Annotated in this window: 14 protein-coding genes; 7 read left to right on the plus strand and 7 right to left on the minus strand. The window is 48.0% G+C overall.

The window, feature by feature from the left end; translation table 11 throughout:
- Positions 1-32: 32 nt before the first annotated feature.
- Complete coding sequence (locus J7E85_RS21165) at positions 33-575, minus strand: hypothetical protein (protein ID WP_215161246.1); 543 nt, start codon at positions 573-575, stop codon at positions 33-35.
- A 189-nt stretch (positions 576-764) separates the two neighbouring features.
- Between J7E85_RS21165 and J7E85_RS21170 the strand changes: the two genes are divergently transcribed.
- Complete coding sequence (locus tag J7E85_RS21170) at positions 765-2,180, plus strand: hypothetical protein (protein ID WP_215161249.1); 1,416 nt, start codon at positions 765-767, stop codon at positions 2,178-2,180.
- Between the two features lie 165 nt (positions 2,181-2,345).
- Here the strand turns inward: J7E85_RS21170 and J7E85_RS21175 are convergent, their stop codons facing one another.
- Together J7E85_RS21175 and J7E85_RS21180 are read right to left on the minus strand one after the other, a co-directional pair.
- Positions 2,346-4,538, minus strand: a complete 2,193-nt coding sequence (locus J7E85_RS21175) for a GH92 family glycosyl hydrolase (protein ID WP_215161251.1) — start codon at positions 4,536-4,538, stop codon at positions 2,346-2,348.
- 34 nt (positions 4,539-4,572) lie between these two features.
- Positions 4,573-5,667 (minus strand): GntR family transcriptional regulator, encoded by a 1,095-nt coding sequence (locus tag J7E85_RS21180; protein ID WP_215161253.1) that lies wholly within the window; start codon positions 5,665-5,667, stop codon positions 4,573-4,575.
- A 298-nt stretch (positions 5,668-5,965) separates the two neighbouring features.
- On the opposite strand from J7E85_RS21180, the gene J7E85_RS21185 reads away from it, so the two are divergent.
- The 4 genes from J7E85_RS21185 (at position 5,966) to J7E85_RS21200 (ending at position 10,007) form a co-directional block, all read left to right on the plus strand.
- Positions 5,966-6,406 carry a MarR family winged helix-turn-helix transcriptional regulator gene (locus tag J7E85_RS21185; protein ID WP_215161255.1) on the plus strand — a complete coding sequence of 147 codons (441 nt, stop codon included), beginning with the start codon at positions 5,966-5,968 and terminating at the stop codon, positions 6,404-6,406.
- Between the two features lie 230 nt (positions 6,407-6,636).
- The gene (locus J7E85_RS21190) at positions 6,637-8,184 is read left to right on the plus strand and encodes an L-lactate permease (protein WP_215161591.1); all 1,548 of its coding nucleotides are present in this window, start codon (positions 6,637-6,639) and stop codon (positions 8,182-8,184) included.
- Between the two features lie 8 nt (positions 8,185-8,192).
- Positions 8,193-9,146, plus strand: coding sequence for an L-lactate dehydrogenase (locus J7E85_RS21195; RefSeq protein ID WP_215161257.1), 954 nt, complete (start codon positions 8,193-8,195; stop codon positions 9,144-9,146).
- A gap of 330 nt (positions 9,147-9,476) precedes the next feature.
- Positions 9,477-10,007, plus strand: a complete 531-nt coding sequence (locus J7E85_RS21200) for a cysteine hydrolase family protein (RefSeq protein ID WP_215161259.1) — start codon at positions 9,477-9,479, stop codon at positions 10,005-10,007.
- Here the strand turns inward: J7E85_RS21200 and J7E85_RS34180 are convergent.
- The 3 genes from J7E85_RS34180 to J7E85_RS21215 are packed head-to-tail and all read right to left on the minus strand — an operon-like array spanning position 9,937 to position 12,032.
- Positions 9,937-10,371: a hypothetical protein gene (locus J7E85_RS34180; RefSeq protein ID WP_251035915.1), complete on the minus strand. Its 435-nt coding sequence runs from the start codon at positions 10,369-10,371 to the stop codon at positions 9,937-9,939. The two genes, J7E85_RS21200 and J7E85_RS34180, sit on opposite strands and share 71 nt — an antisense overlap.
- 36 nt (positions 10,372-10,407) lie before the next feature.
- Positions 10,408-11,259, minus strand: coding sequence for an SMR family transporter (locus J7E85_RS21210; RefSeq protein WP_215161261.1), 852 nt, complete (start codon positions 11,257-11,259; stop codon positions 10,408-10,410).
- On the minus strand, positions 11,259-12,032 hold the full coding sequence (locus tag J7E85_RS21215) for a DeoR/GlpR family DNA-binding transcription regulator (RefSeq protein ID WP_215161263.1): 774 nt from the start codon (positions 12,030-12,032) through the stop codon (positions 11,259-11,261). Before J7E85_RS21215 ends, J7E85_RS21210 begins: the two co-directional genes overlap by 1 nt.
- A 191-nt stretch (positions 12,033-12,223) precedes the next feature.
- Between J7E85_RS21215 and J7E85_RS21220 the strand changes: the two genes are divergently transcribed.
- A complete protein-coding gene (locus J7E85_RS21220; protein ID WP_215161265.1) occupies positions 12,224-13,183 on the plus strand; it encodes a metallophosphoesterase family protein in 960 nt (319 codons plus the stop codon).
- Positions 13,184-13,297: 114 nt separating this feature from the next.
- On the opposite strand, the gene J7E85_RS21225 is transcribed toward J7E85_RS21220, so the two are convergent.
- Positions 13,298-13,510, minus strand: coding sequence for a hypothetical protein (locus J7E85_RS21225; RefSeq protein ID WP_251035916.1), 213 nt, complete (start codon positions 13,508-13,510; stop codon positions 13,298-13,300).
- A gap of 140 nt (positions 13,511-13,650) precedes the next feature.
- Between J7E85_RS21225 and rlmN the strand changes: the two genes are divergently transcribed.
- Positions 13,651-14,712: a dual-specificity RNA methyltransferase RlmN gene (gene rlmN, locus J7E85_RS21230; protein ID WP_215161267.1), complete on the plus strand. Its 1,062-nt coding sequence runs from the start codon at positions 13,651-13,653 to the stop codon at positions 14,710-14,712.
- Positions 14,713-14,774 lie beyond the last annotated feature (62 nt).

A 14,774-nucleotide genomic window follows, 5' to 3' on the forward strand; every position in this document is an offset into this window, starting at 1 on the left:
CTCCTTTTAACTCCAAACTACATCATGTACTACTATACCGAATTGGAGATGACGTTGGAAATCCAGTGGTCCATGATTCTGAATTGGAGGTAATCTATGAGAACTGCGAGGAGAATGAACCCGATGCCGGCAACCAAAGTAAGCAGTATCGCTGATTTAAGCTGTAGATGGAATCTGCTGCGGATGGCCGCTCGAAACCAAAACCATAGCGCAGCAATGGAGATGATAATCAAGAGTATGGGCTTCCAAAAGAATTGCGCGTTGATATCAATGTTGGACACTCGCATGGCAACACCTGTTGACATGAAGATGGAAAATATGAATGTGACATATAGTCCGACTGTTGCCGACCATCCCCATGTCTTTTGTGCCCATGTCCCTAACGAAGCGGTAATGAACAGGAGAAATATAACGAGAGATAATAGAATGTAGGCCCCTTGAGACAGGAACGAAGGATCAAATGTCTCATTGATAAATCGGATAGAATCCCGAACACGGTTATACCCCAAGATTACAACGATGATCACCTGAATGATCGCGGCTATAGCGATGAAGCGTTGTTCCCGATTTGGCATGCTGTACACCTCTTTTATGTTTGGATTATTTTACCATAATCTAGATGAAATAGGTCATAACATACCAAGTATATGAGATGCCCAATCGAGTTGTGAATCATGGCACGATCCCGAATTAACCTTTGCCCAGGCCCATGCATAAGATGTAGTCACATAAAACCTGCTGCCTGGGAAAGGGCGTGACTTTATATGGGGATTCATTTAACCGCGATTCACTGGGTGTACCTGGCGTTTATCTTCTTGATCATGACTCTGTTGATTCGGCGGCGCGATACGTCGCTTATTTGTATTACCGGAATATTTGCGCTTGGCCTTCTGGCTACGGAAACGCTAAGCGGCTCGGTCTCCGGCGTGTTTCATTCATTCATCTATGCGACCAAAGAGCTGATGGGCACCATCATGATTATATCCATCATCGTGGCGATGAGCCGAGTCTTGATCAAGACGGGGATCAACGAGACGATGGTGGCCCCGCTAACCCGGTTTCTACGTACTCCCGCGATGGCTTACTGGGGCATCGGAATCATTATGATGGTCACGTCCTTTTTCTTCTGGCCGTCACCGGCAGTTGCGTTAATTGGTGCGGTCCTGCTGCCTGTGGCCATCCGTGTGGGTTTGCCGGCCCTCGGTGCGGCGGTGGCGATGAATCTGTTCGGTCACGGCATTGCGCTATCGGGAGATTATATTATTCAGGGTGCGCCTAAATTAACCGCGGATGCAGCCGGATTGCCTGTATCCAGCGTTATGGCTGCCAGTGTGCCGCTCGTGATCGTTATGGGTCTTGTGACAACCGTAACGGCATTCTGGATGATGCGCAGAGATCTGCGGAACGGCAGCTGGAGAGATGGACTGGTAACCATTAAAAGCACGGGAGACGCGCTTACCACGCGTACCGAAGAGGATGATGCTGTTTCGGCGATATCGCCGGTTATGAAAAAATGGTTGGCTATCATCATTCTGCTGTTGTTCGCGGCAGACGTTGTCACCATGTTCATCCTAAAGCTGCAGGGCGGAGATGCAACGGCCTTGGTCGGCGGCACAGCTGTCCTTATCCTCAGTGTCATTGCCTTGCTGGCTCACCGCAACCGGGGATTAGAGAAGGTCACCTCGTATTTGATCGAGGGATTCATGTTTGGATTCAAAGTATTCGGTCCCGTCATTCCTATTGCGGCGTTCTTCTATCTGGGGGATGCAGCATTTACCGAATTGTTCGGTAAAGTGCTTCCGGAAGCATCTCATGGAATCGTGAACGACCTGGGGGTTGCCCTCGCGAATGCGGTGCCGCTGAACGGTGCGGTGGGTTCGGTAACATTGACGATCACCGGCGCGATTACAGGGCTTGACGGTTCGGGCTTCTCGGGTATATCGCTTGCCGGCTCGATCGCGCAGCTGTTCGCTACGGCCATTGGCTCGGGCGCGGCTACCCTGACGGCGCTTGGGCAGGTTGCCGCAATCTGGGTAGGTGGCGGTACGCTCATTCCCTGGGCGTTGATCCCGGCTGCAGCCATCTGCGGAGTCAGCCCGTTCGAGCTTGCCAGACGAAATTTGAAGCCGGTGCTGCTAGGTCTGACCGTGACTACCGTCGTGGCGATGTTTCTGGTGTAAGCCATGGCAAACATAAATAGCGCTGACCGTATACGTCAGCGCTCGTTTCATCTATGGAGGAACCGAAGTTGGTCATTTCCATGTATACCTCATACATAAGGGGCATCCCCAGGCTGCTAACCTAAATGGGGATGCCCCTTTCTTATATGAGCATAGTTGTAACAGTTACTTCTTCGATATCGAGAACGGCAACTCATCAGGGCTGTAAGAACGATAGCTTGGAGCCAGTCCGAGACGGAAATCAAGGGACTTGCCTGCCAGTATATCCTCATGCGTAATGTACAGTTTGGTATAATCTTGTCCCTCTAATTGAACGTTCGCAACGAAATTGGACTGCGGATTATTGTTGTCGGTATGAATCAACATCTGCTTACCGTTTGGCAGCTCAATGCTCACGCTGTCGAATAACGGGATACCGAGGACGTATTCATTGCTGCCTGGACATACCGGGTAGAAGCCCATGGAGCTGAATACATACCATCCGGACATGCTTCCATTGTCCTCATCACCCGGGAAGCCGTTAAAGCCGCTGTTGAACAGGTTCGACATCAGTTGCTTAATGACAACCTGGGAAGAAGCCGGCTGCCCTACATAGTTGAACAGATAAGGAATATGGAAGCTTGGCTGGTTGGAAATGGCCAGCTGGCCATAGTCGATGGCAGCCATCTCACTCATCTCATGAATTTCAAAGCCGTAGCCCCGCACGTCGAAGTCCGGTGCTTTGTTACACAATTCGGTTATTTTGTCGAAAAATCGTTCCTTCGAACCGTATTCCTCAATCAAGCCCTGGAAATCCTGGAACACTGCAAAGCTGGTCTGCCAGGCGCTTCCTTCGGCATAATCGAGCCCCCAGCTCGTATCACTGAAATCCGGTCGGAACTGGCCGTTCGGATCCTTTGCCCGCATGAACCCGGTTTCCGTATCGAAGATATTCTTGTAGTTGAGCGCACTCTGTCTATATTGATCCGCTACATCTGATCGGCCCAAGACATCGGCCACGCGGCTGATGCAGTAGTCGCTGTATGCGTAATCCAGCGTGTGGTTCACGCTCTCGTGATAGGTGTTTGGCACGTAACCGTACTGTATGTAGTCCATCGTTCCCTGACGTCCATAACAGTCCTTTCCGCTCTGCGTGGTAGCGGCAGTCAGCATGGCTTCCAGCAGCTCCGGCATCAGGTGCGGAGCCAATCCTTTAGCCGCGGCATCCGCAATGACGGCATCAATAAGCGTACCTGGCATCAGTCCGCGCTCATCCGGAGACAGCCATTTCGGCAGGAAGCCGGTTTCGCGGTAGGAATTCAGGAAACCTTCCAGCATTTCTTCATATTCTTTCGGTGCGATGATGGAATAGAGCGGATATACGGTTCTGTAAGTATCCCAGAAGCCGTTGTTGGTATAGAGAATCCCTTTCTTGACGGATCGGGCCGTTGTATCGTAATGTACCGGCTCCATGTTGGCATCAAGCTCATAGAACTTCTGCGGGAACAGGAACATGCGGTAAAGACAAGTATAGAAGGTCCGCATATATTCTTCGTTCGGGTGAGTGACCCGGATTTTGTTCAGGTAATGATTCCAAGCTTGCGCAGCCAATTCCTTCCGCTCATCCAGGGATGTGTTCAGCTCGCGCGCAAGGTTAAGCTCTGCTTGCTCCAGGCTAATAAACGACGTTGCCAGTTTAACCTCCAGCACGTCCCTTTCACAGTCTTTGAAACGAATGACGGCATGCTGGTCGACACCGCCAAAAGCAATCTCAGGGAAGAACTGGCCTTCCTCGTTGTAATAACCTGTTGTTGCGAGATCTATGTCCTTGCTAAAGCTCATGGCTACGTACATACGTAACCCGTCATCGTGACAGCCTGCGAAGTTGCTGACATAGCCCGTTAGTCTGCGCTGGGCTGCATCCAGTCGGAATTCGCTTATGTTATTAACGTTTAGGACAAAGCCTGCCTGCTGCCCGGAATTGTATTTCATGCGCATTGCCGCACCGTAGGTGCTGGGAACCAGCTCCGTGGTGATGTTATAACGCTGCTGCTTCACTTTGAGATAGTGGGGCTTGAATATCGCTTCTTCGGGCCGGTAGGAACTTTGACAGGTGAAGACGGACCCTCTGATTTTGTCGTCCGCAATTGGCGTCATCAGGAAGTGGGCGAAGTCGCCCATCCATGGACTTGGCTGGTGCGTCAGGCGTATGCCTTGGAAGACGCGGTCATTGGGGTTGAAGAACCAGCTTCCTTCATTTTTGGTTTGGACAACAAAGTGGTTCATACCGAAAGGTACACCCGTATAAGGGAGCGCATTCCCGTTGGAATAAGTGTACTGATTGTTGGTGCCTTGCCTTGTATCGATATAGTTTAGCATGTAAAAGTCTCCTTTGATTTTAGAAATAGGCGTGTTACAGCTTCTTTACGGTCTGACGTTCAATGAGACGAACGGGAACTACGACATTCTCATTCGGTTGATCCAGGGAATTCTCGATCAGGGTGATAAGGCTTTGTGCAGCTTGATATCCCATCTTTCCAAAGTCCTGGGATATGGTGGTCAGCTTGGGTTCAACGAAGCTTGCGAGATGAATGTTGTCAAAGCCCACGATGGAGAAATCATCTGGTACGGACAGACCCAGCTCTTTGGCAATCTGAATGATCTCGATCGCAATCAGGTCATTCTCGGCAACAATCCCCGTAATTCCCTGTGCCACAACGGATTGGATAAACTGAATATAGTATTCTCTGCCGTTGTCGTTGTCGTGGGTCAAGTACCGGTCGGTCAAGTCACTGACGCTGTAATCGATCAGGCTGTAATCATACAGAGCCTTCAAATAACCGAAATACCGCTCTCGGATCGAGGAAGAGTTCTCTACCTTCAAGGAGGAGATAAAGGCGATTTTCTTATGATTATTCTCGATCAGATGTTTGGAGGCCAGGTATCCGCCGCCGAAGTTGTCGGAGACAACCGACTGGAATGGAATGCCTTCAATGCATTTATCCATCGTCACAAGCGGGTACTTTGCCAGGTGATACTGATACAGAATGCCAAGATCCGAGATGCTGCTTATCGGGTAGAGAATCAATCCCGAATTGGCGCTTTGTAGCGCGGCCTCCAGCAGCTTCCGTTGTCCGACAATCGTATTGGACTGAATGTTCAGGGTATAGTCGGTCGTTGCGAGAAATTCGTTGATGCCTTTTTCATAATCTCCAAGCCCCGGGTTATGAGTGAACGGTAGAATCAGCAGAATCTCCTTATTCGTCTTGCTAAGGGGCCTGTGCGGGGCCCTGTCTGTGCTCACGAAACTTCCCTTACCTTGGATCCGGTAGATCAGCTTGGCATTCTCCAGCTCGGTCAGCGCCCTCTTCGAGGTGATCCGGCTGACGTTGTATTCTTTCGAAATCTCAGCTTCGGTCGGTAGCTGATCTCCAGCCTGGAGCTCCCCGGATTCAATCTGGGCTGTTAGAGCATTTACGATATGTTGGTATAGTGGAATTTGTTCCAAAGCGGATCTCCTCCCTGAATTTGATATATCATTTTATGGCGTTTATGTCAAAGTCTAATTGATACTTTTGATAAAAAGTTACAGTTGTTATGTTTGAATGTACAAAATGAATACACTGCTCATTGTGCATGTAGTTCAAAGATTCTATGTCCATAATATCGTTTTCGCGTTTATATTTCAAGATTAGGCGCTCTCAGCACCAATAAATTGGAGTGGATTAATTGGTATATATAATAAACGAATACCACTGCTAGTTGATATATCAAATATTCAAGTTCATCAGGAGAACCGATTAGCCATGCTGTCTTGGATTCGGATTACCCGTTTTCAACAGATTGGCAACCACCTCTCGAATGAGTTCTTACAGCCGTTTTGCATCACGGTTGCCCAATTCGACGTTTTGATTCAGGTCTTTGCACACCAACCTTTATCACAGCAGGAGCTGGCCGAATATCTTTCCATTAGCGGCGGCGGTGTTTCGCATATGGTGAAACGACTGGAGAAGCTGGGCCTGATTGTCCGCAAGCAGGATTGGAAGGTAAAGTATATCTCACTAACGGATAAGGGACAGGCCCTACTAGAAGAGATTATCCCGCTGCTGTCAGATTTCCAAACTTCTATGTTCGAAATTCTGGATGAACAGGAGTTGCAGCAGCTTTACAAGACCATGAGGAAGCTTCATCAGTATAATGTAAAGAAAAAGTCGGCAACCCCGGGGGTTATCGTCGAGGAGGAGTAGCTAAAAGTTGCCTTGACTGCTTTTTATCGGCTTTACGATGGGGAGCTGAAGCAGAGGAAAAAGGAGTCCTAAGAGAGGGATTCCTTTGTTTGCGTGGGTGGACGTAAATTTTTAGAGTTTTACAAAAGGCCTACGACCGTAGACATCCGATGAATAAAAACTATATGACTCCATCATACTAATGCCGTACTCAACCTTTGGGTACGGCTTTTATATGGTGAGGTGTGTTTATAGTGGAATGGAACCAACATTATGACCCATTAAATAATATCTGGTTATCGGCAATTGTTGCTACAATACCCGTATTATTTTTTGTTATCGTTTTGTCAGTATTCAAAGTTAAAGGCTACATAGCAGGAGTTTTGAGTGTTGTTATTGCGGCGTTGACTGCAATGGTTGCTTACGGAATGCCTTTTTCTAAAGTATTGGGAACTGGAATATACGGGGCATTAACAGGAGTTTGGCCAGTGGCAGCAATTGTATTAGCTGCAATATTTCTTTATAAGTTAACGGTTAAAACCGGAAAATTTGAAATCATCAAAGAAAGTATAACCTCAATAACTCCGGACAAACGCATCCAAGTGTTACTGATTGCCTATTGCTTTGGGGCATTTTTAGAAGGTGCTGCCGGGTTTGGAGCCCCGGTCGCAATAACAGCGATAATCCTCGTTGGATTGGGTTTCAAAACAATCAATGCCGCCGGTATATGCTTAGTTGCTAATATTGCAGGAGGGTCATACGGTGCAATGGGCATACCAGTAACTACTCCGGCCCAATTGACCGATTTATCTCCATTAGATGTGGCAAGCTATACATCTTATATTATTCCGATTGTCAGCTTCATTGTTGCATTCTTAGTTGTATTTCTGGTTGATGGAATAAAAGGCATTCGTGAGACTTGGTTATCGATCGTTGTTTGTGGAGGAGCCTTCGCCTTAGTACAATTTGCAGTACTCAATACGATTGGTGCAGTTCTCGTTGATATTTTGGCTGCAAGTTTGAGTTTGATCGCTCTCACGATATTTACTTTGTGGCGTGAAAAAACCAAATACAAAAGTGATTTTAGACAAGTTACAGTCGCATGGCTACCATTCATCATGCTCACCGTATTTGTAATTTTGTTTTCACAAGTCACATTTGACGATCTCATCTTAAAGATACCAATCCAAGGTGTTCATAACGAAATTATCAAGCATCCACCAATAACAACCGAACCTAGTCCGTATGCGGCGATTTTCAACGTGGATCTGTTATCTTCAACCGTTACCGCGATCGTACTAGCAGGATTGTTGACTATTTTGATTTACCGTATTAAATGGTCAACAGTAAAAAGTTCAATAAAAGATACTTTTAAAGAACTGCTATTCCCAATCATAACGATATGCAGTGTTTTAGCCTTTGCTTATATTTGTAATTATTCCGGAATGTCGTCTACGTTAGGGTTAGCATTCGCTTCGACTGGAGGGTTATTTCCATTATTCTCTCCAGTGTTGGGTTGGATAGGTGTATTCCTAACTGGATCAGTGGTCAACAGTGGGTCATTATTTGCACCACTTCAAGCCGTAACGTCTAGCCAAATCGGAATTGATCCCGGGTCAATGGTTGCAGCCAACGTGATTGGTGGCGATATGGCTAAAATGATCAGCCCACAATCGATAGCCGTAGCGGCAGCAACAGTAGGTTTAAGTGGACAGGAAAATCTATTGTTTAAATTTACAATCAAAATAAGTCTAATATTCCTTGTTGCCATTGGGATAATAAACCTATTACTATACTAGGAGGATTTATGAAGAACAAAATTAGCCGAGTGGTATTAGTGGGTACAGGAGCGGTAGGTTGTAGTTATGCCTACGCCTTGATCAATCAAGGTGTTGTTGAAGAGTTAACACTAATTGACATTAATGAAAAGCGAGCAGAAGGTGAAGCAATGGATTTACAACACGGTATGGCATTTGCTTCAACCACTACTCGTGTAACTTCTGGTACGTATGCCGCCTGCGAGAAAGCCGATCTCGTGGTTATTACCGCAGGTGCTCCCCAAAAGGACAAAAATGAAACACGTCTTGAGTTGGTTGGTAAGAATGCGGAGATTATTCGAAGTATTACCAGAGATATTATGGCGAGCGGATTTAATGGTATCATCTTAGTTGCAAGTAACCCTGTTGATATTATGACTTATGTTGCTTGGAAAGAGAGTGGTTTATCAAAAGAGCGTGTAATCGGATCAGGAACGACTTTAGATAGTGCTCGCTTTCGTTTCATGTTGGGTGAATATCTTGGAGTCGATCCGCGTAATGTTCATGCTGCAATTATTGGGGAGCATGGAGATAGCGAAGTTCCGGTTTGGTCTCAAGCAGCTATTGGGATTGAAGGTTTAGAGAAAGTATTGGCTAGACGTAACAACTCAGGAGATAAAGCTGCATTACTGAGTATTTTCGAAAATACACGAGATGCCGCGTACCACATCATTGATCGAAAAGGTGCTACCTATTATGGCATTGGTATGTGTTTGGTACGGATCACTAAAGCAATATTCGCAGATGAAAATAGTATTCTTCCGGTGTCATGTTTGATGGAAGGACACTATGGGCAAAGCGATTTGTATTTAAGTACACCTGCTGTAGTAAATCGTACTGGAATTAAGGAAGTTATTGAAATTGATTTGAATGAAACCGAAAGACAGATGCTTGAAAAATCAGCAGCTGTTATGAGAGAAACTATCCATGGACTTAATAAATGAGCATTTTGCATCGATTTAAAGATAGCAGAATCTGCTAGCAATCAAAGCTTAATGCGAGGCTTGATTCTCAAAATGGGCGGACCTGGAGCATTTTAGCCTTGCTATTTTTCAAACTGCTGTTGACCATGTAGGCTGCTTTATTCACGATGGCCCCGTCCTGCTTCACGGTGACTTCCTCTATTCTAAGTTAGGGTGAAGTCCCTTTTTTATGCTTGGAACTCCTTGTGTATCAAGGACTCAGGTTACTGCAAAATGCTCATATACATAGCAGGAACGTTCGTTCTATAATAAAGCCGAGGAGTAAATGGATCGTACAGGAGGGTGTTATAGTTGAAGAAGAGTGCGCTATTGGTAATTGATGTGCAGAATGAGATGTTTCAAGTGAATGATCCGGTGTTTGAAGGGGATCGATTGCTCCACAATCTCAAGCAGCTGATCGCAATAGCTAGAAGCGGCGGCATTCCTGTCTTTTACATACAACATAATGACGAAGGTTTGAAGGCAGGGTCGGAGGCGTGGAAGATTAACCCCGAGATTGCGCCTGCGATGTCGGATACGATCATTCAGAAGACCAGACCGGATTCATTCTATAACACGACCCTTGAGGAAGAACTGAAACGAAAGGGCGTCGAACATGTCATTCTTGCGGGTATGCAGAGTGAGTTATGTGTAGATACCACATGCAGGAGAGCATCCAGTTTGGGCTATGGTGTCACGCTGGTGACGGATGCTCACAGTACCTGGAACAATTCGGTGTTAACCGCGCAGCAGATCATAGATCATGTGAACGCTACCCTGAAATGGTTTGCGGACCTAAAAACAACAGAAGAGATCGTCTTAACGACAGAAGCCGGCGTGTAATCGCCGGCTTTTTACATATTGAATAGGTAAGAGAAAAGCGATTCATCAATTGGAACGGGCTTCCGCCATAACTCGAATTTTCCGGATTAGAATATTCCTTCAGGTACCTTCCCTTCCCAGCAATCCGGTGCGTGCAGCCCCAGCACATGACCGATGACGGCGGCCGTGTCCATGATGCTGATCGGTGCATCGAGAAGGCCGGCTTTACGCCCGGACCCGTAATCCCCCAGGTGATGGTCATATCCATCGGGTGATCACTGCCGTGATCATTAGGATGAGCGCCTCCGCCGCCATGGTCCGTGACCGTGATGATCCAGGTGTCTTCCAGCAGCTGCTGATTGATGTTGAATAAGACATTATGCAAAATGTGTACAGGTTTGCTGACATGCGATGACGATTGCTACCCCCATAAGGCAATGGTCACAATACCTAGCGTGATGAGCACGGACGTAATGATTCGCCGCCAGCCTTGCTGCTCACGCAGAACGATGATGCCGAGTATGGTGCCAAATACCGTGCTCATTTCACGGACCGGCGCGATGTGCGCAAGCGGGGTGAGCCGCATGGCGAACAGGAACAGCAGGTAAGATCCCGGTGCCAGGATGGAGCCCAGCAGGATCGTGCGCCAGTTCACCGACCATTCCTGTTTCAGCCCTCTGGACAGGATCACGGGAACGATCAGAGCGATGAAATAACTGATATTGGATAATTGGATTAGCGCGATAGGGGAGACCCCTGCATCCAGAACGGCCTTGTCGGTCAGCGTATATCCGGAAATGCAAAGCCCGACCAGGCAGGCATAGATTAAGGCTTTGGGGTTCAGGCTGGAAGGGCCTCTGAATCTCAAACCCGATAAAGCAAATAACGAAAAGATAATGATGCTCAGGCCCATATAGCCTGCTGCACTTAGATGCTCATGGAACAACACGAGGCTGCACAGCGAAGTCAGCATGGCGCCAAGCCCTCGCATAAACGGGTATACCTGGGACATATCGCCATGAGTATAGGCTTTGGAGAGCAGTGTAATATAGAAGCCCTGGATGGTCATGGACAGAAGCATGAGTCCGTAAATATGCGGTTCCAGCTTCAGCCCTGACATCTCCATGAGAAAATAAGGCATCAAGAGGATTAAGGTGACAGAATGGATGCACCACAGAAACACCGATTTATGAATGCTTCGCTTCGTGAACAGATTCCACAGGGCATGGGTTAAACCGGAAGACAGCACTAACAGCAGTGATAGCAGCTCCATCAGAAATGTCCGATAAGGACTTCAATGCTACGAGCGGACAGATTATCCACCCATTCCTGTGAACAGCCCGGATCCGTGATAACCATGGAGATGTCCTCCAGTTTGGCGAGCTTCGAGAACGTGGTGACCCCGAGCTTGGTATGATCGGCCAGGACGATGCCTTCCTCGGAACGCTCCAGCATTTTTTGTGATATGTAGGCTTCATCCAGATCATAATCGGTAATGCCATCGGTTAATGAGATGCCGCCGGCCGAGATAAACGCTTTATTGACCTTGAACTGTTCCAGCAGCATTTCGGTCAGAGGACCTGTTGCGGCTTGTTTGGTCCGGTCCATATCCCCGCCGATATAAATAATCTTTCCCTGAAAAATCTCCATTGCCAGATTCAGGATAGGCAGCGAATGGGTGATGACCGTGACATCAGACCGGTCCTTAAGATAACGCATAACTTCAATCGTGGTGGTTCCGTTATCCAGCAAAATGGTCTCCCCTTCCTTGACTAGGGAAGCGGCGAGTTTACCGATCGCGGCCTTTTCCTCTGCGCAGGTCTGGGAACGGCTGGTGAAGGACGGCTCGATATGCCCGGAACGCGATTTAACGGCGCCGCCGTAAACTTTGCGCAGCCTGCCTTCTTTCTCTAACCGGTCTAAATCCCTCCGGATCGTTTCCGCGGATACCTCCAGCTGCTCCGCAAGGGCGTGGACTTTGACCTTGCCTTCAAGCACCAATTGATTTAAGATCTTCCCCCTGCGTTCCTCATAGGTTACAGACATAAATTCATTCACCTCAATATTGTATATGACTGATGTTGACCGAAGATGTGGATTCGATCTTATATTAGGCTGACAAAACGAGTTTGTCAACGAAAAATCATTGACTTTTCGGCGTTTCCTCCTCTAGAATACACATAAAACCACAACAATTCATTAAAAAACCACATGTCCATGTAAAGGAGACGGTTATGATGAAGCCAACACTTCGATTCGGAGACGATCATACCTTCAAGATTGTGCAGTTCACAGATATTCATTGGAAGAATGGGGAACCGGAGGACCAGATGAGCCGGCGCTGTATGGAAACGGTACTGGACCTGGAGCAGCCGGATCTGGTGGTATTTACGGGCGATCTTATTTATTCTGGGGAAGCCGATCCCGGCTGGAAAAGGTGCCAGGATCCGGTGCAAGCCTTTAAGGAAGTCGTCAAGACGGTGGAGTCACGCGGAATACGCTGGGCTTTCGTATTCGGGAATCATGATACGGAAGGGGATGTCACGCGTGAAGAACTTATGAATGCGGCCCTGCAGCACACCTATAATTGTGCAGAGCACGGCTCGCCGGAACTTCACGGCGTCGGTAATTATACGATTCCTTTATACGACAGTCATGGGAAAGACACGGCGGCCGTTCTGTATTTCTTCGATTCAGGGAGAGAGTCCGAACATCCTGCTGTTCCGGGGTACGATTGGATTCGGCGCGATCAGATCCGCTGGTATGAGATGGCGTCCTTGGCTTACAGCGCCAAGCATGAAGGGAATCCGCTGCCCGCATTGGCTTTTTTCCATATCCCTCTGCCGGAGTATCATGAAGTCTGGGAACGGAAAACGTGTTACGGGAGCAAGTTTGAGAGGGTGTGCTGTCCCGAAGTGAATACCGGTCTGTTCGCGGCCATGCTGGAGCGGGGCGATGTGATGGGCACGTTTGCCGGACATGATCATATCAATGATTACTGGGGTGAATTGCACGGCATTCGTCTCTGTTACGGTAGAGCTACCGGTTATGGTACATATGGCCGGGAAGGCATGCTCCGTGGTGCGAGGGTGATTCGCCTGCATGAAGGACAGCGGCAGTTCGACACTTGGATTACGCTGAGCGACGGCTCGCAAATACAGGAGCAGGAGAAGCATGAACCCGGGGCGCCCCTCTGATATACGACAATAGAGGTTGTTCCAACCTTCTCGGTGCTGAAAATCGACCTTTTTGAACACGCACCAATAGTAAAACACACCTCTTATGAAATCTACGGAAATGATCCGGTTGTTTCATGGGAGGTGTGTTTGGTTTGCGTTATTGCCCTTATCCGTTCGAAGCAGGCGCAGCAGCAGCTCCGCCTTAGGGGGCGTATAGCTCGGATCCCCTTGGGGCTTCAGCGTCATTAATCCGATAGCACGGATAAATAACAGGCAACCAGCTCTCAGATCTCCAGCCGCAATCTCTCCGGCGTCCTGCCCTGCTTCGAACAGCGGTATCAGCAATGATAAGATAAAGGTGTTTATTGGATATTTCAATCCTGATTTACGTACTAGAAGCGTGAATTGCCTATAACTCCCCTTGTGTTCGCTTCGGAATTTTGGGACAATAAGGAGTGGACTATGAATAGAAAGAGGACCAATCAATGAATAAACCATCCATTTATGGATTAACATTAGATCAGTTGACGGCTTGGCTTGGTGAGCGTGGACATAAAAAGTTTCGGGCAACACAGGTATGGGAGTGGCTGTATCGGAAGCGGGTGACCGCTTTTTCCGATATGACGGATGTGCATCCGGAATGCTTGCAGCTGCTCGCGGAGCATTATACGATTCTGACCTTGGAGGAGCATACCAAGCAGGAGTCACTGGACGGAACGGTTAAGTTCCTGTTCAAGCTGGTGGACGGCAACCTGATTGAGACCGTATTGATGCGGCATAAATTCGGTTTGTCGGTCTGTGTGACTACCCAGGTCGGCTGCAATATCGGCTGCAGCTTCTGCGCCAGCGGTTTGCTGAAGAAAAGCCGGGATTTGTCCGCAGCGGAAATTGTGGAGCAGGTCATGCAGGTTCAGTTTCACTTGGATCAAAAAGGAAAAAGCGAGCGGGTCAGCCATCTCGTGGTGATGGGGATCGGGGAGCCGTTTGATAACTATGAGAACATGTCGGATTTCATTCGTGTCATCAAGGATCATAAGGGGCTTGCCATCGGTCCCCGTCATATTACGGTATCGACCAGCGGACTGGCTAACAAAATTGTCGAGTTCGCGGACAGCGATCTGGGCGTAAATCTCGCCATCTCTCTGCATGCGCCGAATGACGAGATTCGGACCCGCATTATGAAGATTAACAAAGCGATTCCGATCGAGAAGCTGATGGCAGCGATTGATTATTATCTGGAAAAAACGAATCGCCGCATCACGTTGGAGTACATTCTGCTCAAGGATGTGAACGATCAGCCTGAGCATGCGCTCGAGCTGGCAGAGCTTGTTGGCAAGCGACGCAATTTGGCGAATGTGAACCTCATTCCGTACAACCCGGTGGATGAGCACAGCCAGTATCAGCGCAGCACGAAAGAATCGATCACCTCTTTTTACGATACCTTGAAAAAACAGGGCATCAGCTGCAGCGTTCGTCTGGAGCATGGAACCGATATCGATGCGGCCTGCGGGCAGCTGCGCAGCAAGCAGATCAAGAAGGCACAGTAACAAGAATAACGCGCAATCCCAGGGGGTTTATCCGCCGTGTGGATTGGCCAGTTGCAAGGGCG

Origin of the sequence: Paenibacillus sp. ISL-20 (genome assembly GCF_018613005.1) — a bacterium.
Taxonomy (GTDB): Bacteria; Bacillota; Bacilli; order Paenibacillales; family Paenibacillaceae; genus Paenibacillus_AQ.